Source organism: Bradyrhizobium sp. AZCC 1693 (assembly GCF_036924745.1).
In the GTDB taxonomy this organism is placed as follows: Bacteria; Pseudomonadota; Alphaproteobacteria; order Rhizobiales; family Xanthobacteraceae; genus Bradyrhizobium.
In genome coordinates, this window is the sequence record NZ_JAZHSD010000001.1 from 4352871 (window position 1) to 4377384 (window position 24514).

The 24514-nt window shown below is 63.2% G+C and carries 24 protein-coding genes and 1 pseudogene; 11 read left to right on the forward strand and 14 right to left on the reverse strand.

Going from position 1 to position 24514, the window contains the following annotated elements:
- Window positions 1–10: 10 nt before the first annotated feature.
- From V1293_RS20810 to V1293_RS20820, 3 genes are all read right to left on the reverse strand, one after another.
- Window positions 11–2590, reverse strand: a complete 2580-nt coding sequence (locus V1293_RS20810; protein ID WP_334511797.1) for a ligase-associated DNA damage response DEXH box helicase — start codon at window positions 2588–2590, stop codon at window positions 11–13.
- Window positions 2591–2791: 201 nt separating this feature from the next.
- Complete coding sequence (locus V1293_RS20815; protein WP_334511799.1) at window positions 2792–4021, reverse strand: ABC transporter substrate-binding protein; 1230 nt, start codon at window positions 4019–4021, stop codon at window positions 2792–2794.
- Window positions 4022–4129: 108 nt separating this feature from the next.
- The gene (locus V1293_RS20820) at window positions 4130–5056 is read right to left on the reverse strand and encodes a class I SAM-dependent DNA methyltransferase (RefSeq protein WP_334511801.1); all 927 of its coding nucleotides are present in this window, start codon (window positions 5054–5056) and stop codon (window positions 4130–4132) included.
- 152 nt (window positions 5057–5208) lie between these two features.
- On the opposite strand from V1293_RS20820, the gene V1293_RS20825 reads away from it, so the two are divergent.
- The 5 genes from V1293_RS20825 to V1293_RS20845 all read left to right on the forward strand — a co-directional run bounded on the left by V1293_RS20825 (window position 5209) and on the right by V1293_RS20845 (window position 10381).
- Window positions 5209–6246 carry a ligase-associated DNA damage response exonuclease gene (locus V1293_RS20825; RefSeq protein WP_334516822.1) on the forward strand — a complete coding sequence of 346 codons (1038 nt, stop codon included), beginning with the start codon at window positions 5209–5211 and terminating at the stop codon, window positions 6244–6246.
- The gene (locus tag V1293_RS20830) at window positions 6243–7895 is read left to right on the forward strand and encodes a cisplatin damage response ATP-dependent DNA ligase (RefSeq protein WP_334511803.1); all 1653 of its coding nucleotides are present in this window, start codon (window positions 6243–6245) and stop codon (window positions 7893–7895) included. Before V1293_RS20825 ends, V1293_RS20830 begins: the two co-directional genes overlap by 4 nt.
- A gap of 96 nt (window positions 7896–7991) precedes the next feature.
- Window positions 7992–8294, forward strand: coding sequence for a DUF6460 domain-containing protein (locus V1293_RS20835; RefSeq protein ID WP_334511805.1), 303 nt, complete (start codon window positions 7992–7994; stop codon window positions 8292–8294).
- A 24-nt stretch (window positions 8295–8318) separates the two neighbouring features.
- The gene (locus tag V1293_RS20840; RefSeq protein ID WP_334511808.1) at window positions 8319–9053 is read left to right on the forward strand and encodes an MBL fold metallo-hydrolase; all 735 of its coding nucleotides are present in this window, start codon (window positions 8319–8321) and stop codon (window positions 9051–9053) included.
- A gap of 2 nt (window positions 9054–9055) precedes the next feature.
- Window positions 9056–10381 (forward strand): MATE family efflux transporter, encoded by a 1326-nt coding sequence (locus V1293_RS20845; protein WP_334511810.1) that lies wholly within the window; start codon window positions 9056–9058, stop codon window positions 10379–10381.
- A gap of 183 nt (window positions 10382–10564) precedes the next feature.
- On the opposite strand, the gene V1293_RS20850 is transcribed toward V1293_RS20845, so the two are convergent.
- The gene (locus tag V1293_RS20850) at window positions 10565–11662 is read right to left on the reverse strand and encodes a quinone-dependent dihydroorotate dehydrogenase (protein ID WP_334511812.1); all 1098 of its coding nucleotides are present in this window, start codon (window positions 11660–11662) and stop codon (window positions 10565–10567) included.
- Window positions 11659–12003, reverse strand: a complete 345-nt coding sequence (locus V1293_RS20855) for a DUF952 domain-containing protein (RefSeq protein ID WP_334511814.1) — start codon at window positions 12001–12003, stop codon at window positions 11659–11661. The genes V1293_RS20850 and V1293_RS20855 overlap by 4 nt, the downstream gene beginning before the upstream one ends.
- 178 nt (window positions 12004–12181) lie before the next feature.
- Between V1293_RS20855 and V1293_RS20860 the strand changes: the two genes are divergently transcribed.
- Both V1293_RS20860 and V1293_RS20865 read left to right on the forward strand, forming a co-directional pair.
- Window positions 12182–12835 (forward strand): helix-turn-helix transcriptional regulator, encoded by a 654-nt coding sequence (locus V1293_RS20860; RefSeq protein ID WP_334511816.1) that lies wholly within the window; start codon window positions 12182–12184, stop codon window positions 12833–12835.
- 13 nt (window positions 12836–12848) lie between these two features.
- Window positions 12849–13352, forward strand: coding sequence for a mismatch-specific DNA-glycosylase (locus V1293_RS20865; RefSeq protein ID WP_334511817.1), 504 nt, complete (start codon window positions 12849–12851; stop codon window positions 13350–13352).
- A gap of 191 nt (window positions 13353–13543) precedes the next feature.
- On the opposite strand, the gene V1293_RS20870 is transcribed toward V1293_RS20865, so the two are convergent.
- A complete protein-coding gene (locus tag V1293_RS20870; protein WP_334511818.1) occupies window positions 13544–14548 on the reverse strand; it encodes a hypothetical protein in 1005 nt (334 codons plus the stop codon).
- A complete protein-coding gene (locus V1293_RS20875) occupies window positions 14548–15852 on the reverse strand; it encodes a hypothetical protein (protein WP_334511820.1) in 1305 nt (434 codons plus the stop codon). Before V1293_RS20875 ends, V1293_RS20870 begins: the two co-directional genes overlap by 1 nt.
- Window positions 15853–15942: 90 nt before the next feature.
- Between V1293_RS20875 and V1293_RS20880 the strand changes: the two genes are divergently transcribed.
- Window positions 15943–16236: a hypothetical protein gene (locus V1293_RS20880; protein ID WP_334511822.1), complete on the forward strand. Its 294-nt coding sequence runs from the start codon at window positions 15943–15945 to the stop codon at window positions 16234–16236.
- 200 nt (window positions 16237–16436) lie between these two features.
- On the opposite strand, the gene V1293_RS20885 is transcribed toward V1293_RS20880, so the two are convergent.
- Window positions 16437–17219, reverse strand: coding sequence for a class II aldolase/adducin family protein (locus tag V1293_RS20885; protein WP_334511824.1), 783 nt, complete (start codon window positions 17217–17219; stop codon window positions 16437–16439).
- Between the two features lie 194 nt (window positions 17220–17413).
- Here V1293_RS20885 and V1293_RS20890 point away from each other — a divergent pair, with 194 nt between their 5' ends.
- Window positions 17414–18169, forward strand: coding sequence for a carbonic anhydrase (locus tag V1293_RS20890; RefSeq protein WP_334511825.1), 756 nt, complete (start codon window positions 17414–17416; stop codon window positions 18167–18169).
- 8 nt (window positions 18170–18177) lie between these two features.
- Here V1293_RS20890 and V1293_RS20895 read toward each other — a convergent pair whose 3' ends face one another.
- Window positions 18178–18513, reverse strand: coding sequence for an antibiotic biosynthesis monooxygenase (locus V1293_RS20895; protein WP_334511827.1), 336 nt, complete (start codon window positions 18511–18513; stop codon window positions 18178–18180).
- A 2-nt stretch (window positions 18514–18515) separates the two neighbouring features.
- Window positions 18516–18635, reverse strand: a pseudogene (locus V1293_RS20900) (acyl-CoA dehydrogenase family protein); the annotation flags it as partial.
- A 261-nt stretch (window positions 18636–18896) separates the two neighbouring features.
- Here V1293_RS20900 and V1293_RS20905 point away from each other — a divergent pair.
- Together V1293_RS20905 and V1293_RS20910 are read left to right on the forward strand one after the other, a co-directional pair.
- Window positions 18897–19670: an AraC family transcriptional regulator gene (locus V1293_RS20905; RefSeq protein ID WP_334511829.1), complete on the forward strand. Its 774-nt coding sequence runs from the start codon at window positions 18897–18899 to the stop codon at window positions 19668–19670.
- A gap of 88 nt (window positions 19671–19758) precedes the next feature.
- A complete protein-coding gene (locus tag V1293_RS20910; RefSeq protein ID WP_334511831.1) occupies window positions 19759–20694 on the forward strand; it encodes a 2-dehydropantoate 2-reductase in 936 nt (311 codons plus the stop codon).
- A gap of 140 nt (window positions 20695–20834) precedes the next feature.
- On the opposite strand, the gene V1293_RS20915 is transcribed toward V1293_RS20910, so the two are convergent.
- The 4 genes from V1293_RS20915 to V1293_RS20930 form a co-directional block, all read right to left on the reverse strand.
- The gene (locus tag V1293_RS20915) at window positions 20835–22484 is read right to left on the reverse strand and encodes a lysine--tRNA ligase (protein WP_334511832.1); all 1650 of its coding nucleotides are present in this window, start codon (window positions 22482–22484) and stop codon (window positions 20835–20837) included.
- 176 nt (window positions 22485–22660) lie between these two features.
- Window positions 22661–23488, reverse strand: coding sequence for a transporter substrate-binding domain-containing protein (locus tag V1293_RS20920; protein ID WP_334516823.1), 828 nt, complete (start codon window positions 23486–23488; stop codon window positions 22661–22663).
- A 182-nt stretch (window positions 23489–23670) separates the two neighbouring features.
- Window positions 23671–24261 carry an SCO family protein gene (locus V1293_RS20925; RefSeq protein ID WP_334511834.1) on the reverse strand — a complete coding sequence of 197 codons (591 nt, stop codon included), beginning with the start codon at window positions 24259–24261 and terminating at the stop codon, window positions 23671–23673.
- A gap of 21 nt (window positions 24262–24282) precedes the next feature.
- On the reverse strand, window positions 24283–24477 hold the full coding sequence (locus V1293_RS20930; RefSeq protein ID WP_334511836.1) for a hypothetical protein: 195 nt from the start codon (window positions 24475–24477) through the stop codon (window positions 24283–24285).
- Window positions 24478–24514 lie beyond the last annotated feature (37 nt).

The following is a 24514-nucleotide window of genomic DNA, read 5'->3' on the forward strand; positions in this document are numbered from 1 at the left end:
GACATCTTCCTTACGACATCGCCTCTTTGATGAGTTCATCGGCGGCTTCCGCCAGCAACTCATCTCCCGCTTCGCCATAAACTGACTCGCGGCCGATTTCCAGCATCACGGGGACTGCGAGCGGCGAAACTTGCTCGAGTTCCCGATGGGTGATTCGGCCCTGAATGCGCGAGAGCATATCACCCAGACGCTTGAGATCGAGCAGGCCAGCGGCGGCGTCTGCGCGGGCGGCGCGGAGCAGCACGTGGTCGGCCTGGTGCTTGCGCAGCACGTCATAGACGAGATCGGTCGAGAACAGCACCTGGCGGCGGCTCTTTTCCTCGCCGGTGAAGCGGCGCGGGATCAGGCCGGAGATCAGCGCGCAATTGCGGAAGGTGCGCTTCATCAGCGCGGATTCGGCGAGCCACGCCTCGAGATCGTCGCCGAGCATGTCGGGCGCGAACAGCGCGGCGAAGTCGAGTTTGCCGTGGCGAACCATGAAGGAGACGTCGCCAAGGCCCCAGATCGCCAGCGCGTATTCATTGGCGACGAAGCCGAGCGGCCGGGCGCGGGCACGCTCCAGCCGGCGCGTCAGCAGCATGCCGAGCGTCTGGTGTGCAAGCCGACCCTCGAAGGGATAGCACACCATGTAATGCTTGCCGCCACGCGGGAAAGTTTCGATCAGAAGCTCGCGCACGCCGGGCACGCGGGAAAAATGCCGTTGCAGCGACAGCCAGTCACGCACCTGTTCCGGCAGTGCGTTCCATTGCCGCCGGTCGTCCAGCAGTTTCCGCACCCGTTCGGCCAGATAGGTCGAAAGCGGAAACTTGCCGCCCATGTAGGACGGCACTTTCGCGTCCCTGTCGTTGGCGCGGGAGACGTAGACCTGGTCCTCGACCAGCGCCTCGTAGCGGACGATCTCGCCGCCGAACACAAAAGTGTCGCCGGCGACCAGCCCCTCGATAAAGTATTCCTCGATCTCGCCGAGCATCCTGCCACCGCGGCCGACCATCCCGGTGGAGCCGGCGCCGCCGCCGCGGCCGCGCACCAGCTTTACCTTCAGCATCGCCTCTTCGACGATGGTGCCGACATTGAGACGATAGCTCTGCCGCACCTTTGGATTGGCGACGCGCCAGCGGCCCTGCTTGTCCTGCTTGATGCGGGCGAAGCGCTCGTAGGTTTTTAATGCGTAGCCGCCGGTGGCGACGAAATCGACCACGTCGTCGAAATCGGTCCGGGTCAGCGTCGCGTACGGCGCCGATGTCAGTACTTCCGCGTAGAGTTCGTCTGATAGAAACGGCTCGCCGCAGGCGCAGCCAAGCACGTGCTGCGCCAGCACGTCGAGCCCGCCGGTGCGGAGCGGCGGCGTATCCTGCGCATTCTCCGCGATCGCATCGATCGCGACCCGGCATTCCAGCACCTCGAAACGATTGGCCGGGATCAGCACCGCGCGCGATGGCTCGTCGAGCCGGTGGTTGGCGCGGCCGATCCGCTGCATCAGGCGCGACGCGCCCTTGGGCGCGCCGACATTGACGACGAGATCGATGTCGCCCCAATCGATGCCGAGGTCGAGCGAGGATGTGCAGACCACGCCGCGAAGCTTCCCCGCCGCCATCGCGTCCTCGACCTTGCGGCGTTGCGCGACATCGAGCGAGCCGTGGTGCAGGGCAATGGCGAGGCCATCGTCGTTCATGCGCCAGAAATCCTGGAACAGCATTTCGGCCTGGCTGCGGGTGTTGACGAAGATCAGCGTCGTCTTGTTGCGCTTGATCAGCTCATACATTTCCCCGAGCGCGTGGCGCGCGGTGTGGCCGGCCCAGGGCAGCCGCTCCTTTGTGTCGAGCATCTCCACGACAGGCGCCGCCGCGCCGCCGGCCACGACGATATCGGCGGAGATTTCCTTGCCGTCGCGCTGCGGCGCCAGAAACCGCGCCAGCGATTCCGGCTCGGCGACCGTCGCGGAAAGACCGATCGCGCGCATTTCGGGCGCCAGCCGCCACAGCCGCGCCAGCCCGAGCGACAGCAGATCGCCGCGTTTGGAGGTGACGAGCGCATGCAGTTCGTCGAGCACGATGCGTTTGAGCGAGGAAAACAGAAACGGCGCATCATCCGACGAAAGCAACAACGCCAATTGCTCAGGCGTGGTGAGCAGAATGTCCGGTGGATATCGCCGCTGCCGCCGCCGCCGCGACACCGGCGTGTCTCCGGTGCGGGTCTCGACCTTGATCGGCAGTCCCATCTCCGCGATCGGTGTCTCCAGATTGCGCGCGATGTCGACCGCGAGCGCTTTCAAGGGCGAGATGTAGAGGGTGTGGAGGCCGCCGGTGCGCTTCACAGTGCGGCCGGTGGAGATGAGGCTCTTCTCGCCCCCACCCTTCGTGAAAGCGGGAGACGAAAGCTCCACCAGCGTCGGCAGAAATCCGGCCAGCGTCTTGCCGGCGCCGGTCGGCGCGATCAGCAGCGCGGAAGCGTCATCGCTGGCTTTTGCCAGCAGCGCCAATTGATGCTCGCGCGGCGACCAGCCGCGGGAGGCGAACCAGCGCCGGAAGCGGTCGGGCAGCAGCGCAGCCGTTTCAAGCGGCGTGAAGGGCAAGGGATCGGGCGACGGCACCCATTAGAGCTAAGCTGTCGAAGCGGCTTCGTCGAGGGCTAGTTAGTCAACCCGGCCCGCTCGGATGGCGTGCGAATGATCCACATCGTCATGGCCGGGCTTGACCCGGCCATCCACGTCTTCTTGCCGTGCCTGCGACAGAGAACGTGGATGCCCGGGTCAAGCCCCGGGCATGACGAGTGAAGGACGAGAGAGCCAGAACTACTCCGTCACCGGCTTGTCCGAAATATCCCAGTCCTTGCCGTTGAAGATCGAGATGTAGAGCGTCTTCATCGGCGTGTAGTCCTCAGGCGTGTAACTGAAATTAATGCCATCGAGGAAATAGGGCGAGTGGAAGCCCGCCAGCGTCGTGGCCTGCTTCAGCACATTGGCGCGGGTGAGTTCATCGCCGCAGCGGCGCAGGATTTCCGCCATGCTCGCGACCTGGCCATAGCCGGCAAAGGCGATGGTGTTATCAGGGTCGACATTGGGCAGGTATTTCTTGCGCAACTCCTCGAACGCCATGACGTCGGGGTCCTTCTCGAAACGCGGCACGCCGACTTCCTTGGCATAGCGGATCGCGACGATGCCGGTGGCGTTCTCGAGGCCGGCGGCGGCGAGGATCGAGCGGCCGGTCGAGCCCGCCGACAGCAGATGCAGCGGCTTCCAGCCAAGCTCCGCGACCTTGCGGATCGACTGCGACGACGCCTTGCCGGTCGAGATATTGTAGAAAACATCGGCGCCGGATTTCGAGAGATTGATGAGCTGAGAATCGATGGTCGGATCGGTCAGATCGTAGGTCTGCTCCAGGATCACCTTGGCGGTGCCGCCGGCGTCCGCCAGCACCTTCTTGAAGGGGCCAAGGAAATCGCGGCCGAAATCGTCGTTCTGGTAGAGGATGCCGATCTTGGCGTTCGGCTTCACGCCCACGACATGCTTGGCGAGAATGCGCGCTTCGGTCGGATAGAGCGGCAGGCCCGCCATGGTCCATTTGAAGTTTTTCGGATCGTTCCATTTCGACGCGCCGGTATTGAGCAGCAATTGCGGCACGCCCTTCGAGTTGAGATATTTGTGCACGGCGGTCTGCGGCGCGGTGCCGAGCGAGCCGTACAGCGCCAGCACCTCCTCCTGCTCGACCAGCCGCCGCGTCGCCTCGACACATTTCGGCGCGCTGTAGGCGTCGTCCATGGTGAGGAACTTCACCTTGCGGCCGTTGATGCCGCCCTTTTCGTTCAGCATCTGAAAATAAGCCTCGCCGACGCGCCCCAGCACGCCGTAGAGCGAGCCGGGACCGGAATGCGGCACGGTCTGGCCGAGCTTGATTTCGGTATCGCTGGCGCCCGGATCGTATTTCTTCTCCGCCGCCCAGACGAAGGGCGCAGGCATCGCGGATGCGAGCGCGGTAGCAAGCGCAGTGGCGCCGAATTCGCGCCGGGTTTGTTTGTTCTTCATTGTTGTTTTCTCCCTGATGGGAGCCTTGATCAGCCATTCCAGCACCACTGGCAATAGCTGACATGTCGCACGCAATGCCGCCATTCGGCGAGCGCGTAGCGTCTAGACTCAAGTTTTCGCGGCGACGGCGACCAGGCCGGGAACCGGCGCGTTGTCCTCGTTGCGGGCGGAGCGATCTTGCAGCAGGGGCAATTTGAGGCCGGCGGATTCGACCGCAGCGCGTACATAGGTAGCGCCATGGGCGTAGCGCAGCCCTTGGCCGATCACGACGCCTTCGCCGCCATGGGTTTCGGTGGTGAAGGCGAGCAGGCCGCCCGGCGCAAGCACACGCGCGGCTTCAGCCAGCACCGGCGCGAGATCGGCGACATAGACCATCGCGTCCGCGGCGAGAATGAGATCCGCGCTGGCATCCCCCCTCGCCCGCAGACCCTGCAGCATGTCGGCAACTTCTAACTCGGTGTAGAGGCCGGTGGCGCGCGCCCGCTCGATCATCCGCGGCGACAGATCGACGCCGATGAAATGATCGACCGCCCTGGCGAAGGCCGCCGCCGCCAGTCCGGTGCCGCAGCCGAGATCGATCGCGCGTTTGAAGAACGCCGGCTTGCGCGCGGCCGATCGCACCGACAGCACCGCCTTGAACAGCAGCGCCGGGCCGCGATAACCGAGATCGCCGACCAGCGAGGCTTCGAACCGCGGCGCATATTGGTCGAACAGGGTTTGCACATAGGCCTGCGGCATGCCGGCCACCGGCTCGGCGCCGAGCCGCATCAATCGAAGGCCAGCGCCGTGGCGATCGCCGGGATCGCTGGTCTGCGCCTTTTGATACGCCGCGACCGCCGCGTCATGCTCGCCGAGTTCTTCGCGGATGCCCGCGAGCGTGAACCAGGCGGAAGTGAAATCCGGTGCCAGTTCGATCGCCTGCAACAGCAGATCGGCGGCAGCAGGCAAATCGCCCTTCAATTGCAGGTCGCGCGCGAATTCGAAGCGGCGGTCGGCCATCAGATCGCCGGAGGACAGGAAAAGGCGGGCAGGCATTTCAGGAACCGGTTTCGTCATTGCCGGGCTGCGCCCGGCAATCCATCAATAAAAGGAGACTCTTCAAAAGATGGATGCGCGGGTCAAGCCCGGGCATGCCGACCAAACATCACACGGCTAAACATCGCAAGCAGACCGCCTATATAGAAGGCATGCGTCCGCAGGACATCCTGATCCCCGCTCCGGCCGGCCTCTGCTGCAAGCCAGGTGGCTTCCATATCGACCCGGTCCGCCCGGTCGAGCGCGCCGTGATTACCCACGGCCATTCCGACCATGCCCGGCCCGGCCACGGCGCGGTGCTTGCGACGCAGGAAACGCTCGACATGATGCGGCTGCGCTATGGCGACAATTTTGCTTCGACCACACAGGCCGTACGCTATGGCGAAGAGATCCGGCTCGGCGACGTCAAAATCAAATTCCATCCTGCGGGCCATGTGCTGGGGTCGGCGCAGATCGCCGTGACCTGCAAGGGCACCTGCATCGTCGCCTCCGGCGACTACAAGGACGCCATCGATCCGACCTGCACGCCGTTCGAAGTGGTGCCCTGCGACGTCTTCATCACCGAGGCGACGTTTGGCCTGCCGGTCTTTCGCCATGGCGATGCGGCGGACGAGGTGAGGAAACTGCTGGCATCGGTGGCGCTGTTTCCGGAGCGCGCGCACCTGGTCGGGGCCTATTCGCTCGGCAAGGCCCAGCGCGTGATCGCGTTGCTGCGCGCGGCCGGCTACGACGCGCCGGTCTATCTGCACGGCGCGATGGAGGCGATCACGCGCTATTATGAAAGCCGTGGCATAGCGCTTGGCGAGCTGCGCTCGGTCAAGGGGATGAAAAAGGCCGACCTCGCCGGCACCATTACGCTGGCGCCCCCGTCGGCCACCTCAGATATCTGGACGCGACGTTTCCCCGATCCGGTCACGGCCTTCGCCTCGGGCTGGATGCGGGTGCGGGCGCGCGCCCGCCAGCGCGGCGTCGAACTGCCGCTGGTGGTCTCGGATCATGCCGACTGGGACGGCCTGACCGCGACCATCGCGGCCACCGGTGCCGGCGAGATCTGGGTCACCCACGGGCAGGAAGACGCGCTGGTGCATTGGTGCAAGGCGCGTGGCCTCGCCGCACGGCCGCTGGACCTCGTCGGTTACGGCGACGAGGAGGAGCACGAGGTGGTCGCGGCCGACGAGGCCGAAGCATGAACCGCTTCGCCGAACTTTTGGACCGCCTCGCCTACGAGCCCGGCCGCAACAACAAGCTGCGGCTGATCACGGCCTATTTCCGCGACACGCCCGATCCCGATCGCGGCTACGCGCTGGCGGCGCTGACCGGCGCACTGTCGTTCAAGCACGCCAAGCCAGGGCTGATCCGCGATTTGATTATGGATCGTACTGATCCGGTGCTGTTTGGGTTGTCGTATGATTATGTCGGCGATCTCTCGGAGACAGTCGCGCTGATGTGGCCGAAGGCCCCGCTGCCCGGCCACAACAACCCTCCGCCGCCGACGCTGAGTGACGTCGTCACCACTCTTCGCACGCTCGGCAAGACCGAACTGCCAAAACAGCTGGCGCGCTGGCTCGACGAGCTCGACGAGACCGGCCGCTGGGCGCTGCTAAAACTCGTCACCGGCGCGATGCGGATCGGGATTTCGGCGCGGCTGGCCAAGACCGCGGCGGCCGCGTTGGGCGACAAGGACCCGCACGACATCGAACTGATCTGGCCGGGGCTGTCACCGCCCTATCTCGACCTGTTTGCGTGGCTGGAGGGACGCGGCGAAAAACCGGTCAACCGCGATCCCGCGCCGTTCCGGCCGGTGATGCTGGCGCACGCGATCGAGGATGCGGATTTCGCCAGTCTCGATCCGGCCGATTTCATCGCGGAGTGGAAGTGGGACGGCATTCGCGTGCAGGCGGTCTCGGGCCGCGACGAGCGCGGCACCATGCAGGCGCGGCTCTATTCGCGCACCGGCGAGGACATTACAAAAAGCTTTCCTGACCTCTTGCCGTCGCTGCATCTGCCCGGCGCCATCGATGGCGAGCTGCTGGTGCTGCGCGAGGGGCGCGTGCAGACCTTCAACGTGCTGCAGCAGCGGCTGAACCGAAAAATCGTCTCGCCGAAATTGATCAAGGACTTTCCGATTCACTTGCGCGCCTACGACCTGCTCGGCGACGACGAGAACGATCTGCGCGAACTGCCGTTCGTCGAGCGCCGCGCCCATCTCGAGGCTTTCGTCAGGAAGCTCGACGACCCGCGCATCGATTTGTCGCCGACGGTTGCCTTCGATAGCTGGGAGGCGCTGATGGCCGCGCGCGCCGATCCCTCAAGCGCCGGCGCGGGTGAGGACGCCGACGCGGTCGAGGGCGTCATGCTGAAGCGCCGCGACGCACCCTACCTGCCGGGCCGTCCCAAGGGCCAGTGGTGGAAGTGGAAGCGCGACCCGCACATCATCGATGCCGTCTTGATGTATGCGCAGCGCGGCCACGGCAAGCGCTCGTCCTATTATTCGGACTACACCTTCGGCGTCTGGACCTCGGGCGAGGACGGCGAGCAGCTGGTGCCGGTCGGAAAAGCCTATTTCGGCTTCACCGATGAGGAACTGCTGCAGATCGACCGCTTCGTCCGCCGCAACACCACCGAAAAGTTCGGCCCAGTCCGCCATGTCGTGCACGAGCCGGATCAGGGCCTGGTGCTGGAAGTCGCTTTCGAGGGCCTGCAGCGCTCGCCGCGGCACAAATCCGGCGTCGCGATGCGGTTTCCGCGTATCAGCCGGCTGCGCTGGGATAAGCCGCCGCGCGAGGCCGACCGGCTGGAAACGCTGGAGCGGATGCTGAAGGACGTGACGGCAAATTAACATTCCGACGGCGCATAGCGGCCATTGACTGATATGAGCGGGTTCCCCATCTGCCCCGCCGTGCCTATAATGCGCGCGACCCGCGAGGAGAAACCGATGCCCAACGACGTCAGAGACCTGCCGGCCAGCCATGACGGCCTGTACCGCTTCCTCGGCGGCTCGCCGCTGTCGGTGGCGTTCCGGCTGATCCTGCTGTCGATCCTGGTCGGCGTGGTGCTCGCCGCCATCGGCTTCGATCCCGGGAACATCCTGCACAGCATCCAGACCCTGTTCCGGCGGCTGTGGGATCTCGGCTTCGACGCCGTCAACTGGCTGTGGCGCTACTTCCTGCTCGGCGCCGTGATCGTGATCCCGATCTGGCTGCTGTCGCGGCTGTTCGGCGCCCCGCGCGGGCGATAATCACCTGGAGGCGGTGAGCAGCCGATGCAATTGCGATTTGTCGGCTGCGGCGACGCGCTCGGGTCCGGCGGCAGGTTCAACACCTGCTTCCACGTCACGGGCGAGCGCGTCAATTTCCTGATCGATTGCGGGGCGTCGTCGCTGCCCGCACTGAAGCGTCTCGGCATCGCGCGCGATGATATCGATCTGATCCTGATCACGCATTTCCACGGCGACCATTTTGGCGGCCTGCCGTTCCTGCTGCTGGACGCGCAGTTCACGCGGCGGACCCGTCCGCTCGTCATTGCCGGGCCAGAGGGTATCGAGACCAAGCTCGCCAATCTGATGGAAGCGCTGTTCGAGCATTCCTCCAAGACCAAACAGCGCTTCGATCTCTCGGTCGTTGCACTCGAGCCGGAGCAGAGCCGGACGTTTGGCGAGGTCAAGGTGACGCCCTATCCTGTTGTCCACGGCGAATCCGGCGGGCCGTTCCTGGCCTATCGCGTCGAGGCCGAGGGGCGCGTCATCACCTACAGCGCCGATACCGAATGGACCGATACGCTGATCCCGGCGGCACGCGATGCCGACCTGTTCATTGCGGAAGCCTATTACTACGACAAGATCGTCAAGAATCATCTCAGCCTGAAGACGCTGGAAGCGCATCTGCCCGAGCTCAACGCCAAGCGGCTGGTGCTGACGCACATGAGCGAGGACATGCTCGGGCGGGTGGACGAACTGCCCTACCTTGCCGCCCATGACGGCATGGTCGTCGAACTCTAGGCATGCATTCGCCCGTAACTCCTTCCAAAGTAACGACGGCACAGGTGTTCGCCATCGCCGGTCCCGCGATGGTCGCAAACCTGACCACGCCGCTGATCGGCATCGTCTCGACCTCCGCGATCGGCCGGCTCGGCGACGCCACCCTGCTCGGCGGCGTGGCGATGGCCTCCGTGCTGTTCGACTGCATATTCTGGCTGTTCGGCTTCCTGCGCATGAGCACGGTCGCCTTTACCGCGCAGTCGCTCGGATCAGGCGAGATCTCGGAATTGCGCGCGATCCTGCTACGCGGGCTGATCGTCGCGGCGCTGGTCGGTGCGACGCTGATCGCCCTGCAGATTCCGCTCGCCACCATTCTGCTCAACGCCATGGGTGGCAGCGAGGGCGTCACCCGCGCGGCCAAGACCTATTTCATCATCCGGATCTGGTCGTCGCCGCTAGCGCTTGGCAACTATGTCGTGCTCGGATGGCTGATCGGGCAGGCCCGCGCCAAACTGGCGCTCGGCATGCAGATCACCATCAACCTCATCAACGTGGCGGCGACCGCCGCGCTGGTGCTGGTGTTCGACTTCGGAATTGCCGGCGCGGCAATCGCGGCGCTGATCGCGGAGGCCGCAGGCCTCGTGCTCGGCTTGCTGATCGCGCATCGCCTCTCGAGCGGGCAATTTGCGGGTTCCCGCGCGTTGCTGTTCGACCGCACCAAGCTGATGCGCATGCTCGCGGTCAACCGCGACATCATGATCCGCACCGCGTCGCTGATTGCTGCGTTTCTGTTCTTCACCGCGCAGGGCGCCCGCGCCGGCGACATGACGCTCGCCGCCAATGCGGTACTCAACAATTTTCTGCTGTTCGGCGCCTTTTTCCTCGACGGCCTGGCCAATGCCGCCGAGCAGCTCTGCGGCCGTGCCTATGGCGCACGCGACAAGAATGCTTTCGCAGGTGCCGTGAAGCTCGTCGTGATGTGGGGCTTTGGCTTCGCGCTCGCGGTCGCCGCATGTTTCCTGCTGTTCGGGAATACGTTTATCGACATGATGACGGCAAGCGTGGAGGTGCGGCGCATCGCGCGCGATTATCTGCCGTTCGTGATTTTCGCGCCGCTGCTTGGCGTGTTCGCCTTCGCCTTTGACGGCGTCTATATCGGCGCCACCTGGGCGCGCGACATGCGCAATTTGATGGTGACCTCGCTGGTGATCTTCCTCACCGCGTGGTTTGCGCTGCGCTCGTTCGGCAATGCCGGACTGTGGGGCGCGCTGCTGGTGCATTATGCCGCGCGGGGTGGATTGGAGGCGCTGCGGTATCCGGTGTTGTTGAGGAAGTCGTTTGGAGCGTGATGGCTGCTGAGATGGCGGTTTGCTCCCTCGCCCCGCTCTTGCGGGGAGAGGGTAGGGGTGAGGGGCTCTCTCAGCCCGGCACGTACGCGGTAAGAGCGGTACCCCCTCACCCGGATTGCTTCGCAATCCGACCTCTCCCCGCAAGCGGGGCGAGGTGACTCAAAACGCGCTGCGCGCGAACAACTACCTCACCGGCCAGTCCTCGGCCGTGATCGTTGCGGCATCCGCGCCGACGATCTCGGAAAGCGAGTCACGCCCGGTGCGCAGCAACGTCGAGGCCAGATCGTTCTTGATGTCGTCGACCAGACCGAGCCCCTTGTAGACCAGCGACGAATAGAGCTGGATCAGGCTGGCGCCGGCGCGGATTTTCGTCAGCGCCGCGCCGCCGGAATCGATGCCGCCGACGCCGATCAGCGGGAACGCGCCTTCGGTGCGGACATAGGTCTCGGCCACCATGCGCGTCGACAATCGAAACAACGGCCGTCCGGATAACCCGCCCTGCTCTTTGGCACGGGCCTGTTCGCGCAAGGATGAGGGCCGCGCCAGCGTGGTGTTGGCGACGATCATGCCGTCGACCCGGCGCGAGCGCGCGATGTGCACGACGTCGTCGAGTTCGGTCAGACTGAGATCCGGCGCGATCTTGAGCAGCACCGGCGAATCGCCGGCATTCTTGCGCACCCGCTCGCGCGCATCGATCACCTTGGCCAGCAGGTCGTCGAGCGCCGCGGATTGCTGCAGATTGCGCAGGCCCGGCGTGTTCGGCGAGGAGACGTTGACGGTGAAATAGCTCGCGACCGGCGCAAACGTCTCGATCAGCTTGACGTAGTCGGCGACGCGGTCGGACGAATCCTTGTTGGCCCCGACATTGACGCCGACGATGCCGCCATGGTGGGCGCGCGCCGCAAGCCGGCGCAGCGCGGCCTCGGCGCCGTCATTGTTGAAGCCCATGCGGTTGATCACGGCTTCGTCCCGCTCCAGCCGAAACAGCCGCGGCCGAGGATTGCCGCCCTGTGGCTTCGGCGTCACCGTGCCGATCTCGACAAAGCCGAATCCGAGCCGCAACAGCGCGTCGGGCACCTCCGCGCTCTTGTCGAAGCCTGCGGCCATGCCGATCGGATTGGGAAAGTTGAGGCCGAAAGCGCGCACCGCGAGCTTGTGGTCGTCGGGGCGCGGCTTGACCGGCGGCAGCAGCCGCAGGCCCTGGATCGCCATGCGATGGGCGTCCTCCGGATCGAACCAGCGCAAGAGCGGCAGCGAAAGGGCGTCGAAGGCGCGGATCACGGGAGAAGCTCCGGAATGTCGTGCGTGCCGTCGGACCGCGCGCGCATGTCGAGGATGGCGGTCACCGCGCCGAGATCGAGCTCGCCATAGAGATGCGGGAACAATTCATCGTTGCGCGAGGGCTCCCAGCGCAAGGCGTCGCCTAGCGCGTCAGCGTCGACCGCGACCAGGAACAGGCCGGTCTGGCCGAAATAATGCTTTCGCGCCGTCTCGGCGACCTGCGCGGCGGTCGAGAAATGAATGAAGCCGTCGCGCAGATCGTCGCTACTACCCCGGTAGACGCCCTGCCGTTCGGCCTCGCGCCAGGCCGAGGCGGGAGTGATTTTATAAATGGTCGGCACGGCCTTTTCCGGGCTTGTCGTTGAGTCTCTTGGGATTTTCCCGGAAATGGCCGGGGTGGCGGCCGACCGTAAAGGCCGCAGGCCGCTAACTCAAGCGCTGCTGCGGCAGGGGCGGCACGGAGATTTGCGCAAAGGAGCCGAATGAGGCAATAATTCCTAGACGATTCAGAGATGTTCCATGGCGAGGCAATCCAAGGCGCAACGGATTTTGACCCACAGCCAGGTCTGGACCGCGCTCGACCGGCTGGCCGAACGCGCCGGGATGTCGCCCTCCGGCCTTGCCAAACGCTCAGGGCTGGACCCCACCACCTTCAACAAATCCAAGCGCATCACCGCCGACGGCCGCGAGCGCTGGCCCTCGACCGAATCGGTCTCGAAGGCGCTGGCCGCGACCAATTCGTCGATCGACACTTTTGTGCAGTTGATCAGCGACGGCGCGCGGGGCCTGCAATCGGTGCCGCTGCTCGCGCTGGCGCAAGCCGGCAGCGGTGGCCATTTCGACGATTCCGGTTTCCCCGCCGGCCGCGGCTGGGACGAGGTGGCGCTGCCACAGCCCTCTGACGAGCACGCCTACGCACTGGAGATCTCAGGCGATTCGATGAAGCCTGCCTATCGCGACGGCGACATCATCGTGGTGTCGCCGGGCACGCCGATCCGGCGCGGCGATCGCGTGGTGCTCAAGACGTCAGACGGCGAGGTGATGGTCAAGGAATTGAAGCGCCGCACCACCAGGACGCTGGAATTGCAGTCGCTCAACCCGGCCCAGACCGACCGCACGCTCGACGCTGATGACGTGGCGTGGATCGCGAGGATCGTGTGGGCGAGCCAGTAGGATTGCCGCTAGCGTGACGGACGTACTGAGCGACCTGCTGCAACATTCCCTTCGCATCGTGTTGTGCGGAACCGCCGCCGGGACGACATCCGCCGCAGAACGGGCGTACTATGCGCACCGGCAAAACAAGTTCTGGAAGATCCTTCACGAGACGAGGCTCACGCCGGAGCCGCTGCAGCCGCATCAATATCGCAGCCTGCTGCAACATGGGATCGGCCTGACTGATCTGGTGAAAGCGGGCGCGGGGATGGACCGCGCAACGCTTCCGAAACTGACGGCGGCGGATCGTGCGCGATTAAGCAATGCCATCGCGACATTTCGTCCGCAATTTCTCGCCTTCACCAGCAAGACGGCCGGACAGAAATTCTTCGACGGCAAGCGAGACTATGGCGAGCAGTTGGAGCTGATCGGCGACACCAGGGTGTGGATATTGCCGTCGACCTCGGGCGCGGCCAATGGAAGCTGGCGCCCGGAAATCTGGCATCAATTTGCGAACAGGGTCAGAGCGATGCGCTGATGGAATCGTGGCCGAGAACCTTCGTTCTCCCCTTGTGGAAGAAGGTGCCGCAGCGAAGCGGAGGCGATCCACCTCTCCCACAACGGAAAAATTGCTCCTCATTAACGATTCGTGCTATGCTATAGTTCAGTAACCGCTTGAAATCGCTCAGGTCTACGTCAGAGCCCGCCAAGAGAACTGCGAGTTTTGTGTCAGTTAGCAGCTGTGATCTTGAAGTCGATCAGCCACTTCAGCTTCGTTTTGTCGCCCGCAAGATACTCGGCAACGGCATGGGCGAGATCGTTCACATGGCGAAGCGGGACCACGTAATCAAACACTTTGGCCATGACCTTCAATGTCTCAGCGGTCCATTCGCCATCTACAACGAGAATGGCAAGCATATCCCGGTGTTTCCCCTTCCAGTTAATTGCCGAGAACATTTTGTCTTTCGCATAAAGGGAGGCATGCCGAGAAGAAGATTTGCGAACTTCAATAAATGCTTTTGGCGACCCGTCATCGGGAATGATGAAGTCTGCACGGAAATCATAGATGACCCCGGAAAGTCCTGCGTATTCTTCTTCGCGCTTGAAAGGCACGCCAGCGACTTTGAGGGCACTTTCAACGATGGATTCAAGCATCACTCGTCCGATCAAGTCTCGAACGATCCCTTCAAGCGTGGATTCGAGTCGCTTCAAGATTTCACCTTCTCGAACCTCCTGAGCTACGACGCGCGCTCTAAGAACTGCCGCCAGTCGCGTGGCAGCGGGCAGCGATATGCTGTTGTCGGAAACGCCGCCGACCTCCTTTTTCAGGGCCGCCTTGCTGAAAATCCCTGACAGATGCTGAAGCAGTGGAAGAGTATGCGGATTGGCTTTGATCCACTCAGGAGTCCAAGTTTGAAACCCGTCCGTTCCGGCCTTGATCTCATCGAGGTAACGGATGCCCGCGTTTCTGATGTTGGTGTAGACGCCCTGCGTAATCCCGGTCTCAACGTCGAGAGGAATAGCCCTCCGTCGCTCCCACTCAAGGACGGCCTTGTCGGGTGCGAGATTATCGAGCGGGGCATTCAGACCCGCGAGCAAAATAACCGCTTTTCGAGCGGTATCCAGTGCATCCGCCGTAACCGCCGTGAACCCCTTAGTGTCCTCAGCCAGAGCTAAATAGTCAGCTATGCAAGAACGGATCTCGGCGTCGGCGAGCTGATAAAGAGTATGCACTAAGGGGCTCTCCCAAAGACGTAGTACTCGCCGAGGCCTTCTGATGAACCCTCCCGTTTATCCAACAGCCATCGATGGCCCCGAGCGCGGATCAATTCGCACTGCACGGCACTAAAGCCCAGCTCGGTCATGATTTCCGCGAGCCATTGCGGTGCTGGTAGGTGAACCCCATAGAGGGCGGCGTCCGAAACCATCATATGAAACGGGGCGCCCGGCTTGAGGACGCGAAGCGTCTCCTGCAACACCTTTTGCATTTGGCTGAGATAAGGATAAACGAGAAAATCATACTCCTTTTTGCCCGCTCTCTCCTTGCGGCGGATTGCGAGAGTCTCGACCACAACATCGGCTGCATCCCTTACCTTAGTTGGCAAGGTATCACGATAAGCGTGCTGACGGCCCTTGTGCCCTTTCAAGGCCGTAGTCGTATTGACTATCAAGCGATTTCGTACCCGATTGGTGATCTCCCCCCACGAGGTAGCAAGGCCCCAAAAGTAAAGGTACATTCGCGTCATTTCAGCGAAATCAAAGTTGTTAAGATAGGGTGGCGAGGTGACAACTAGATCTATCGATGCATCGTCCAATTCGCCCATGCTTTCAGATGAACGCTCGTAGATATGGGCGGTCCCGCCGCCCATCTGAGCCTCAAGTTGGTCTTCCGAGATCACGCTAAAGACCCGGTCGAGGGCGGCCTTGGGACTAATGGTTCGTTTTGCGGTGGTTGGCGCTTTGTAGATCCCGTCTGTAGCCGCAAAGCAGCAATGGTCCAGCATCCGAGAAAGCATGAGAACAGCCAAGGGATTCTCACCGAGCCCATTGTCGCTCAGCTCTCGTCGCGCCGAGTAAAGCGCGATCAGGTCCTCCTCCCGAAACATCTTTCCAAGGAAGGCTGAGGCGGATTCGGAAACGACAAGGCCGTGCGGATCCCGCCGCAGTATTCCCCGAGCCAATGTCGCATGAATGCGTGGTACGTCCCGCCAATAGAGCGGACTATTTGCCTTTGCCTCGCTAATCGCTGCGAAAAAAGGGTGAGGTTCGTAACCCACGGCCGAGGCGCCCAATATTCGCGCCGCTAATGGCGCAGTACCGCATCCCGAGAATGGGTCGAGCAAGCGAATGTCGGCCACCGCCCTGGCGGTCCCCATGCCGACGCAAGCTCGAACAAGCTCGGGGGAAAATCCCGCGATGAAGTTGAACCAGCGGTGCACAGGGTGCCCGCTTGTCGTTGTATTGGTCGGAAGCCGTTCCACACGCACGGACCCTGCGGATGCATCTTTCAAGTCCTTCAGGTTGGATCGCGGGGTCATTTTGCTCCGTAGGATCAAACAATGAGACGAATCGACTCATTGGAAATCCCTAGTAACCCATCATTTTTTGCTTGAGGAATAAAGTGTTTGTTGGACCATGCAGCCACCCAAGGGGCGCAGCAATCAACGCGGCCCTCGACATTTGTCACCCAAAATCACCATATTCAAAAGCGTGGCAGGCCCCTCTATGGCGACTTCGACTGCATCGCCTCGCGTTTCGACGAGCGCGAGGCTTGGGTACTGCATGACGACTGGGTGCAGCTCAACAGCGTTTCGGTCAACAATGCCGTACGTGAGTTGACCAAGGAGCAGTTCGACCGCCTGCCGCAGCGGCTTCGTGAAGCGAGCCGACAAGGCGCTGCTCGCCGAGCTGACGCCGCGTGAGCGCGAGGTGATGAACGAGTATCCGGCCCTGACGCTGGCCAAGGCCATTGCGATGCTCAACGCCGCCGGAATGTACCACCGCTGCGCGCGGAACCGGCGCCAACTTCCGTTTCGCCCGCTATTTCAGTTGGTTAATAAGGCCTCATCTTTCCCCAACGGACGAAGGAAAGAGGTGCCCTGGTTTGCAGGGACGACCGAAACTACGTCGCGTAATCCGGCTCCTTGCGATCCAGCATCCGCTTCAACGCATCGAAATGCCGCTGCGCCGGGGTCGGCCCCTTGTAGAGGTGCTCGTCCTTGTAATCGCGCTTGGTTTTCTCCACCACAGGCGCAGGAAGCTGTTTCAGCCTCTGCCCGGTCCACATGGCGTAGATCTGCACCTGGGCGGCGCGCTCGACGTAGTACAGCATGTCGTAGGCTTCCGCGACGGTCGCGCCGACGGTGGAGATGCCGTGGTTGGCCATGAACAGCACGGTCTTGTCGCCGATGACTTTTGCCAGCCGAGCGCCTTCGGCGGGATCGAGCGCAGGGCCGGTATATTCGTCGTCATAGGCGATGGCGCCTGACAGCCCGACTTCGGTCTGGCCGATCTCCTTGATGCGCGGGTCTTCGAGCCGCGTCAGCGCGCTGGCATGCGGCATGTGGGTGTGAAACACCGCCTTCGCCTGCGGCAGCGCCTTGTGGATCGGCGCGTGGATGCAATAGCAGGAGCGCTCGACCTCGCCCTCGCCGCGCTTGACCTCGCCGTCGTCGATGCCGACTTCCATGAAGCAGGACGCGGTGACCTCGGACCAATGCGTGCCGAACGGAATCTGGTAGTAGCGATCCGTACTGCCCGGCACCACGAGGGTCAGATGGTTGAAAATGCCTTCGGAAAACCCCTGAATGAAGGCCAGCCGGTGCGCGGCCGCGAGGTCGACGCGCGCCTGCCATTCCTCGGCGCTGCATTCGCTGAGCGTCTTCGGCGAAACCCTGAACTGCATGCGCTTTCTCCCGCTGTGTTGCCTGCCCCTCGTCGGGGGCCTTGACGACTGTTATGCGTGGTATTGTAGCGCAATCCCGCGCGGATAACGGCTGAAATTGCGGAGGGCCTGCCATCCCACTTTGTGGGCTCTGCCCGTCGATCCGTAGCCCGGAATCGGATACTGCAAAGCTTTCATCCAGGCAGGAGCATCACATGAATCGTCGAAATCTATTAAAGGCGCTCGCCGGGCTCGCGGCTTGCCCAGTCTGCACCACCACGGGATTTGCCGCCGAAGGCGCCCATTGGAGTTACGAGGGCGCGGGCGGCCCGGCAAAGTGGGGCGACCTCGACGCCGCCAACAAGGCCTGCTCGCTCGGTGCGCAGCAATCGCCGATCAATATCGTGGCTCCCATCAAGTCGCAGCTCCCGGCGCTGAAACTTTCATGGGGCAAGACCGCCGATACCATCGTCAACAACGGCCACACCATCCAGCTCAATTTCGCCGAGGGCTCAACGCTGAAACTCGGCGACACCACCTACAAACTCCTGCAGGTGCACTTTCACCGGCCAAGCGAACATCTGATCGGCGGCAAGAGTTTTCCGATGGAAGCGCATTTCGTGCATCGCGCCGATAGCGGCGGGCTCGCCGTGGTTGGCGTCATGTTCTCGGAAGGAAAGCCGAACGCGACCTTCGGCAAGATCGTAGCCGCCATGCCGGCCAACGAAGGGCCGGCTGTCAAAGCCGACGCCGCCATCAACCCGAACGGGCTGTTGCCAGCGAAGCTCGGCTATTACCGTTACGAAGGCTCTCTTACGACACCGCCCTGCTCGGAGGTGGTCGAATGGCTGGTGCTGACCGATCCGATCCAGGTCGCAGCGGCCGATGTCGCGGGCTTTGCAAAACTCTATCCGATGAATGCCCGCCCGGCGCAAAGAGACAACCGCCGCTACGTGCTGCAGTCGAGTTGAGTGGGACGTTACGGGCGGAGACCACCGCCGCAGCGGCGGTCATCCGTGACCGCCACTTCGTAATTGTGGACGGTCGTATCGAACGTCGTCAGCATCGCCTGGGCTTCGGGATCAACAACCGCTATGGCGGGATCTGCGCCGGCGAACGCGCGGATGCTGTCCATGGATTCCCATAGTGTCACCGCCAGCAATTCCACGCCACCGTCGACCTTGCGCCGCAGCAGAGAAGCGCCCTCATAACCGGCGATGGATTTGAGATGCGGAACGACCGTCGCCGCGAAATGGCGCTGATAGCTCCCGGCTTTCTCATGTGATGCGGTTGCACGCCAGATACGGGCAATCATGTTCATCCTCCTGCGCCAGGTCCCTGCTCCAATGCGAGCTGCCGGCCGATGACCAGCGGCTGAATCTCGGAAGTGCCTTCATAGATCTTGCAAACCCGGACATCGCGATAGATCCGCGCGAGCTTTCCTTCGACGATGGACGGCCGGCAACGCGCAGCCGAGCGGCGTTGCAGTCGCGCGCCTGTATCAGGGAACAGCCTTGAACTTGTATTGGTTGAAATTGCCGCGGGCCTACCATCTCGATTTGCGGCTCGTCATGGAGATCGGACGATGGTGTATTGCGAAGATCGTTTGGCCCGAACAGACCCGTGGAGCTGATTGAGATGGCGCGCCGGGATACTGGAAACCGTACAACTTATTGGCACAGCAAGCGCATTGCCGGCATGAGCCTGTTGCGCGCAGATTTCGCCGCGCAGCAGTTCAGTCCGCATACCCACGACGCTTTCGTGATTGCCGTCACCGAGACAGGTGGCGCGGAAATATCCAGCCGGGGCACCACGGAAAAAGTCGGCCGCGCGACCTTGTTCGTCTCCAATCCGGAGGAAAGCCAATCGGCACGGATGGATGAAGGCGAGCGCTGGCGCTACCGCGCATTCTACCTGACGCATCCGGCGATCGATGCCGTCGGCCGGAGCCTTGGAATCAAGGCTACGCCCTATTTCATGCGCAACATGTTCCGCGACGCCGACCTGATCGAAAAGTTCGGCCGTCTGCACCAGATCCTCGAAACAAACGGCGACGACTTGTGCGCAGACGAATTCGCGGTTGACGCGTTCAGCCACCTGTTCCACCGCTACGGCAGCGGCGGCGGCCAACCGGAGCAGCCCCCGGCCTGCCGCGCCATTGCAGGCCAGATCATCGACTTGATGCACGCGCGCTATTCGGAAAATCTCGGCCTCGACGAACTCGCCGGCGTGGCCGGCCTCACCCGATTCCAGTTGATCGGACTGTTCAAGCGCAGCGTCGGGCTGACGCCACACGCCTATCTAATCCATATCCGCCTCAATGCCGCCTGCCGGCTGCTCAAGCGCGGCGTTACGCTCGCCGAGAGCGCGCTGGCGGCGGGCTTCTGCGACCAGAGCGCACTGACCCGGCATTTCAAGCGGTGCTACGGCATCACGCCGCGGCAATTCGCAGCCGCAGCGCGGGCGGGTTGACCCGACCGTTTCCGGAGTTGGTCGCAATTTCAGCCAATATCGTTGGTGACACCGGTTCTATCCTAACCCCGAGGAGATCTGCCACGGCATGTCGAGCACTGGAAATTCAGATCGCAAGACCATCGCCGTCGTCGGGCTTGGCAGCATTGGCGGCGTCATCACCGGCCTGCTGCGGGCGGCCGATCGCCACGATGTGGTCGCCTGCGTCAGGCGTCCGATCGAGCGGCTGACAGTCGAACGGGCGGAAGGCGCGATCGAGGTTCCGCTTCGCGCCCTCACTGATCCGACGCAGGCGGAGCATTCGGACTGGGTGCTGTTGTGCACCAAAGCCCAGGACACGCCGTCGAGTGCGCCATGGCTCAAGCGGCTGTGTGGCCCCCGCACAAGCGTTGCAGTGCTGCAGAACGGCATCGGGCATGCCGACCGGCTGAAGCCGCTGGTCGGAAACGCCACCGTCGTACCGACGCTGGTCTACTACAATGGCGAGCGGCTCGCGCCCGACCGCGTCCGCTTCCGCCGCGCCGGCGAGTATGAGTTTGCCGTCGGTGACGATGCGGACGCGTGGGCATTCGAAGCCCTGCTCGACGGCACCGCGATGCGGACGCTTCGCAACGCCGATTTCAACACGCTGGCGTGGCGAAAACTCCTGATCAATGCGGTCGCCAATCCGATCACAGCGCTGACGCTGCAGCGCCAGGCGGCGTTTCGGCGCGACGACGTCAAGACGCTCTGTCTTGCGGTCCTCGACGAGGCCGCCGCGGTCGGACGCGCCGACGGCGCAAGGCTCGCGGCCGACGAGCCGGCGCAAATCCTCAACACGCTTCTGACCTATCCGGCCGACGCCGGCACCTCGATGTATTTCGATCGCCTTGCCGGCCGCCCCTTCGAAGCGGAGGCGCTGACCGGCGCCATCGTCGCGGCCGGCGCGCGCCATCGCGTGGCGACGCCGCTCAACGGTCTATTGCTGACGCTGTTGCGGGCGACCAGTGACGGGCTGGCTCAGGCCGCCGACAGGCAGGAGTGAGGATCCGGGATGAGCAAATCGTCAACACCAAGGCTTCCGGCGTTTGATCCTGGTGCGGTGACCGAGACCAATTTCACCAGCTACCCGGAGCCGTACCGGGCCGCGAATTCGACGCGCTACAACCGGCGGCTCGCGCGCTGCTACGCGCTTCTTGCCAGCGCGCCGTCTATCATGTTGACGGCGTTCTGTACGCCGTACACCGCGACGAACGAGCCGAAGCGCGGGCCCTTCTCCTGGCCGAGCAGCACCTGGTAGAGCATGTTGAACCAGTCGAGCGAGACGCCGGGCCGGCCGTCCTTGCCCTTCTTCACGGGGTCCAGAAACGGCTCGCGGCGGCCGATTTCGTAGACGACGTTCTGGATGTCTTCGGCACTCGATCCCGCCGGCATGTTCGACAGTGCATCGCGCAGGTCCTGCAGCGCGGCGCGCTCGCCATCGGTCGGCTCGCGGAATTTTTTCGTCGGCGCCACGAAGTCGCGGTAGTAGTTGATGGCGTAGCCGACCATCGCATCGAGCTTCGGATGGGTCTGCGGCGTCACGCCGGGGCGATAGCGCCCGATGAAACCCCACAGCGTTTCGGCGTTTTCCGCGTTCGACGACGACACCAGCGTCAGCAGCAACTGGAACGTGACCGGCATGTCGGCCTTCGGCGGCTTGCCGGAATGGATGTGCCAGACCGGATTGGCGAGCTGCTGCTTGGCATCCTGCCGCGAGAAGCCATCGAGGAATTGCTGGTAGTCGTCGACGTTACGCGGAATGACGTCGAAGTAGAGCCGCTTCGCCGCCTTCGGCTCACGGTACATGAACAGCGACAGCGATTCCGGCGACGCGTAGCGCAGCCATTCGTCGATGGTGAGCCCGTTGCCCTTCGACTTCGAAATCTTCTGGCCCTTGTCGTCGAGGAAAAGCTCGTAATTGAAGCCCTCCGGCGGCGTGCCGCCGAGCGCCGCGCAGATCTTGCCGGACAGCTTCACCGAGTCGATCAGATCCTTGCCGGCCATTTCATAGTCGACGCCGAGCGCGAACCAGCGCATCGCCCAGTCCGGCTTCCATTGCAGCTTGCAATGCCCGCCGGTGACCGGAACCGTGACGCGCTCGCCGGCAACCGTTCCGGGGTCGATATAGGTGATGGTGCCTGCTCGGACGTCGTGATCCACTATCGGCACCTGCAGCACGACACCGGTGCGCGGGCAGATCGGCAGAAATGGCGAATAGGTCGCCGCGCGTTCCTCGCGAAGCGACGGCAGCATGATCGCCATCACCTTGTCGATCCGTTCCAGCATGCGCAGCAGCGCTGCGTCGAACTTGCCCGAGGTGTAGTAGTCGGTTGAGCTGGCGAATTCGTAATCGAAGCCGAAGGTGTCGAGAAAGGCCCGCAGCCGCGCATTGTTGTGCGCGCCAAACGACGGATACTCATTGGAGAACGGATCGGGTATACGCGACAGCGGCTTGCCGAGATGCGCCGCCAGCATCTCCTTCTTCGGTACATTGTCGGGCACCTTGCGCAGCCCGTCCATGTCGTCGGAAAACGCCAGCAGCCGCGTCCTGATCTTGTCCTCGGTGAGCACGCGGAAGGCGTGGCGCACCATCGAGGTGCGCGCGACCTCGCCGAAGGTGCCGATATGCGGCAGGCCCGAGGGGCCGTAACCGGTCTCGAACAGCACCTCGTCCTTCGGACTTTTCTTCAGCCGCGCGACCATCGCCTTGGCCTGCTCGAACGGCCAGGCGTTGGATTGTTCGGCGAGCGCGCGCAAATCGCTCGGGCTAAAGGCATGGTCGATGACGGACATCTAAGAGGCTCTCCAGGGCCGCGGAAACTAACGCTTCCGAGGCAAAATGCAAAATGACGGGGGCTCCACCGTCATTCCGGGGCGATGCGCAGCATCGAACCCGGAATCTCGAGATTCCCCGGTGTGCAATTGCACACCTGAGGTCTGGTCCTTCGGACCATCCCGGAATGACGGCGCTAAAACGGGCTGATCGAAAAATACCGCAGCCACAGATCGGTGAAGCGGCCTTTTTCCCAGATCCTGAACAGCGCCCAGTTCAGCGACGTACGCAGCAAATCGTTGCCCTTGCGGACGGCGATGCCGATGCCCTCGCCGAAATAGCGGCTCTCGACAAAGGGCCCGCCCGAGAACGCGCAGCATTCGGCCGAATCGGTGCCGTTGATCCAGAACGCCAGCGAGATCGCATCACCGAAGATGAAATCGACCTCACTTCGCCGCAAAGCCAGCCGCAGCGCGTCGTCATTGGGATAAGACTTGATCTCGGCGTCGGTGAACATCGCCTTCAAATAGGCCTCGTGCGAGGTGCCGGCGATGACGCCGACCTTCTTGCCTTCGAGATATTCAGGGCGGATCTCCGGCATCGCAGCGTCGCGCCGCGACACGAAGCGCGCCGGCGCACGGTAATAGGGATCGGTGAAATCGAGCCTTGCGCGCAAGGCCGGCGTCACCGCCATGGAGGCGATGATGGCGTCGCCGCGGTTGCTGGTGATGGCGTCGACCAGCGTCTCGAACCGGCGCATCTGGACGGTGCAGCTAATCTTGATCTCGTCGCACAGCGCGCGGGCCAGATCGACATTGAAGCCGGCCGGATTGCCGTCGGCGCCGGTGAAGTTGAACGGCGGGTAATCGGTCTCGGTCAGGAACCGGATCACAGTGAGGCGCGACATGTCCGGCCGGTCCGGACGCCGCCGCGGGTCCCAGAAACCGGGCACCGCCTGCGGGGCCGCCTCGACCGCGGGGCGGGGTTGGGTCTGCGCATAAGCAGCGCCGCCACCAACAGCCATCAACGCGGACGCGATCGACAGCCCGGCCAGCCAGGCGCAGACGGTTCGATGCAGTCTTGCATTGGTTAACGGTGTGTTAAGATATGGCATCTTCGGCAATGCTTGCGGAATTTCATGGCCTTATAGACCATCCGGCCCGCGATGCGAGGGCCGTTTTACAGCTTTTGGCGCCCCCTGCCGGCTCAAAGATACCGCTTCAAATCCTTGGCGGCTTCCTCCGGCGTCCGTTTCAGGTTGAAGGGCGCTACGAAATTGCCGTCGCGATCCATCAGATAGACCAGCGCGGTATGGTCCATGGTGTAGTCGCCGTCCTTGAGCGGGACTTTTCTGGCATAGACCCGGTAGGCCGAAATCACCTTGGCCACCGCCGCGGGCTCGCCGGTCAGCCCCTTCAGATGCGGATCGAAGCTGGACAGATAATCCTTCATCGCGGCCGACGTGTCGCGCTCGGGATCGACGGATACGAACCAGGCGTTGACCTTGTCGGCGTCCGTGCCCATTGCCTTCAAGACCTCGGAAATCTCGAACAGCGAGGTCGGGCAAACATCCGGGCAATGGGTGAAGCCGAAGAAGATCAGCGTCGGCTTGCCCTTCAAGTTCCGCTCGGTGACGGCCTGGCCGGCCTGGTCGGTCAGTTGAAACGGCCCGCCGATCGCGGCCGGCGCGGTCACGGTGCGCAGGCCGCCCATCGCCCACAGCATGATCATCAGCCCGACCACGAGGCTCGCGGCGAAAGCAGCGATAATCACCAGTGGGCGGATCGTCCGGTCCATCGTCGATTCCTTTTCGCCCTGTCAGAAGCAGGCCGAGATGCCGGCGGCGATCATCTCGAAGAACACCGCGGTGCCGTAATGGAACCACAATGCCGCCGCGCCGAGCACGGCCAGCGCGCCGAGGGTAGCTGCGCTCCAAACAATGATCGACGCCACCCTGCCCTGACGCGGGGTCGCGGTCATCATTCCGGCTTGGGTGGAAATCGGCTGAGCCATGCGTTTCAGATAGGGCTAGTTCCAGGGGCAGGCAAGT